Source organism: Stenotrophomonas sp. 05L44_2, assembly GCF_056665995.1.
On record NZ_JBFTNR010000593.1, the window covers coordinates 1 to 2639 of the forward strand.

Here is a 2639-nt window from a genome sequence, read left to right on the forward strand (position 1 = left end):
CCCTAGCGAAGAGAGTTACATGAGCACCATCCGTTGCGACATCGTCAGCGCCGAGCAGGAAATCTTCCGTGGCGAAGCGACCCTGGTCGTGGCCACCGGTGAGCTGGGCGAACTGGGCATCGCGCCCAAGCACGCACCGCTGATCACCCGCCTGAAGCCGGGCAAGGTGGTAGTGACCACGCCGAGCGGCGAGCAGCTGGATTTCGCCATCTCCGGCGGCATCCTGGAAGTGCAGCCGCAGGTGGTGACCGTGCTGGCCGACACCGCGATCCGCGCACAGGACATCGACGAAGCCTCGGTCCGCAAGGCCAAGGAAGAAGCCGAACGCATCCTGGCCAACCGCGGCGAAGCGATGGAAGTGGCCGAAGCCCAGCAGAAGCTGGCAGAGGCCGTTGTCCAGCTGCAGGCGCTTGAGCGCCTGCGCAAGACCCTCAAGCACTGAGGTCCAGCGCCATCAAGCAGGAACGCCGGCCCAGTGCCGGCGTTTTTGTATGTGTCGACAACGCAGCGGAAACGCCGTTACCGGTACACGACATGGCGCAGCAGCAGGAAAGACACCACCGCCAGGCCCGCTTCCACCAGCGGCTTTGCCAGCCAGGCGTACCGCAGGCCCAGCGCATGGTCGGCGGCGGCCACCAGCAGCGTGCTGGCCGCGGTCAGCAGCAGCCACAGCGGCAGGAATCGTGCGAAGCGGCGCCAGCCCAGGCGCTGCCCGTTGGCGTCGGCGAAGGTGATGCGTCCATTGAGCCAGAAACCCAGCAGCATGCCCGCCACGCGTCCGCAGACATTGCCGGGCGCAGCCGGCATGCCGGCCGCCGTCGCCAGCACGAACACCGCCCAGTCCAGCAGTAACTGCAGCAGGCCGATGACGAGATAGGAACGGCCTTGGCGGAGCAGGCTCATGGTGCCGGGGTCATGGTGGGGGCTCCATGTTAACGGCCTCCGTTCTAGAATCACCGCCATCGAATCGTGGACCGCCCGCATGACCCAACCCCTGCACGTGATCATCCTCGCCGCTGGCGCCGGCAAGCGCATGAAGTCGGTGCTGCCCAAGGTGCTGCAGCCGATTGCCGGCCAGCCGATGCTGGCGCATGTGATCGCCACGGCGCGGGAACTGCAGCCGGCCGCCATCCACGTGGTGTACGGCCACGGCGGGGATCAGGTGCGGAGCTACTTCGCTGACCAGCCGGACCTGTTGTGGGCGGAACAAGCGCAGCAGCTGGGTACCGGTCACGCCGTTGCCCAGGCCATGCCGGAGGTGCCCGACGCCGCCCAGGTGCTGGTGCTGTACGGCGATGTGCCGTTGATCCGTGCGCAGACCCTGCGCGACCTGCTGGCCCAGCCGGGCCGGCTGGCCGTGCTGGTGGCCGATGTCGAGGATCCCACCGGCTATGGTCGCGTGCTGCGCGACGCCGAAGGCAAGGTCGGGGCGATCGTCGAGCAGAAGGACGCCGATGACGAACAGCGCCGGGTGCGCATCATCAACACCGGCATCATCACTGCCGAATCGACGGCGCTGCGCCGCTGGCTGTCGCAGCTGTCCAACAGCAACGCGCAGGGCGAGTACTACCTGACCGATGTATTCGCCTTTGCCGCCCGCGAGTTCACTCCGGCGGAGATGGCCCTGGTGGCCGATGCGCAGGACGCCGAAGGCGCGAACGATCCGTGGCAGCTCTCGCAGCTGGAACGGGCCTGGCAACGGCGCGCGGTGCGCGCGCTGTGCATCCAGGGCGCGCGCGTGCGCGATCCGGCGCGGGTGGATATCCGGGGTGAGGTGATCGTCGGCAGCGACGTGATGATCGATGTCGATGTGATCCTTGAAGGCAAGGTGGTGCTCGGCGATGGCGTGACCATCGGCCCGTTCACCCGGCTGAAGGACGTCACTCTCGGCGCGGGCACCGAAGTGCGTGCGCACTGCGATGTGGAAGGCGTGATCAGCGAGGGGGCGGCGCAGATCGGCCCGTTCGCGCGCCTGCGCCCGGGCACGGTGCTGGCTGATGGCGTGCACGTGGGCAACTTCGTGGAAACCAAGAAGGTCACCCTGGGAGTGGGCAGCAAGGCCAACCACCTCACCTATCTGGGCGACGCGGTGATCGGCAGCAAGGTCAACATCGGCGCGGGCACCATCACCTGCAACTACGACGGCGTGAACAAGTCGACCACCACCATCGGCGACAACGCTTTCATCGGCTCCAACAGTTCGCTGGTGGCGCCGGTGCTGATCGGTGAAGGCGCGACGATTGCTGCCGGTTCGGTCATCACCCGCACTGCGCCGGACGGCAAGCTGACCGTAGCCCGTGCGCGCCAGGAAACCATCGATGGCTGGCAGCGCCCCATCAAGAAAAGCTGAGCCGAGGCCACCGCGCGTCGATGAACTGAGTGCGCTGCCCCGCATCGAACAGCGTGCGGGTGAACTGCTGCGCGGGCACGAGGCGTACCCGGTGTTCGCCGGCCATGGACTGGACCTTCCCACGTTGCAGGCCGGACTGCGGCGTGGCCTGTTGTGGATCATCGAAGGCGCCGATGGCGGCATCGCCGGCTATCTGCTGGGCGGTACGCTCGACGGCGATTTCCATGTGCTGCAGATGGATGTGGATCCCAATCATGCTCGCCGTGGCTACGGACGGGCGTTGCTGCAG

The 2639-nt window shown here is 67.1% G+C and carries 4 protein-coding genes; 3 read left to right on the plus strand and 1 reads right to left on the minus strand.

Features of this window, described 5'->3' with window-relative positions:
- Window positions 1-19 precede the first annotated feature (19 nt).
- Window positions 20-442 carry a F0F1 ATP synthase subunit epsilon gene (locus AC1VAN_RS17915; RefSeq protein WP_025877355.1) on the plus strand — a complete coding sequence of 141 codons (423 nt, stop codon included), beginning with the start codon at window positions 20-22 and terminating at the stop codon, window positions 440-442.
- A gap of 77 nt (window positions 443-519) precedes the next feature.
- On the opposite strand, the gene AC1VAN_RS17920 is transcribed toward AC1VAN_RS17915, so the two are convergent.
- Window positions 520-903: a GtrA family protein gene (locus AC1VAN_RS17920; protein ID WP_424843708.1), complete on the minus strand. Its 384-nt coding sequence runs from the start codon at window positions 901-903 to the stop codon at window positions 520-522.
- Window positions 904-982: 79 nt separating this feature from the next.
- On the opposite strand from AC1VAN_RS17920, the gene glmU reads away from it, so the two are divergent.
- Both glmU and AC1VAN_RS17930 read left to right on the plus strand, forming a co-directional pair.
- Complete coding sequence (glmU, locus tag AC1VAN_RS17925) at window positions 983-2350, plus strand: bifunctional UDP-N-acetylglucosamine diphosphorylase/glucosamine-1-phosphate N-acetyltransferase GlmU (RefSeq protein WP_223486704.1); 1368 nt, start codon at window positions 983-985, stop codon at window positions 2348-2350.
- Window positions 2319-2639, plus strand: a 321-nt coding sequence (locus tag AC1VAN_RS17930) for a GNAT family N-acetyltransferase (RefSeq protein ID WP_480986349.1), incomplete at its 3' end; no start/stop codon positions are given. The genes glmU and AC1VAN_RS17930, both read left to right, overlap by 32 nt.

Bases quoted from the DNA above. Each gene is read 5' to 3' on its own strand.
- AC1VAN_RS17915 (WP_025877355.1), top strand. From the start codon at position 20: ATGAGCACCATCCGTTGCGACATCGTCAGCGCCGAGCAGGAAATCTTC.
- AC1VAN_RS17920 (WP_424843708.1), bottom strand. From the start codon at position 903: ATGAGCCTGCTCCGCCAAGGCCGTTCCTATCTCGTCATCGGCCTGCTG.
- glmU (WP_223486704.1), top strand. From the start codon at position 983: ATGACCCAACCCCTGCACGTGATCATCCTCGCCGCTGGCGCCGGCAAG.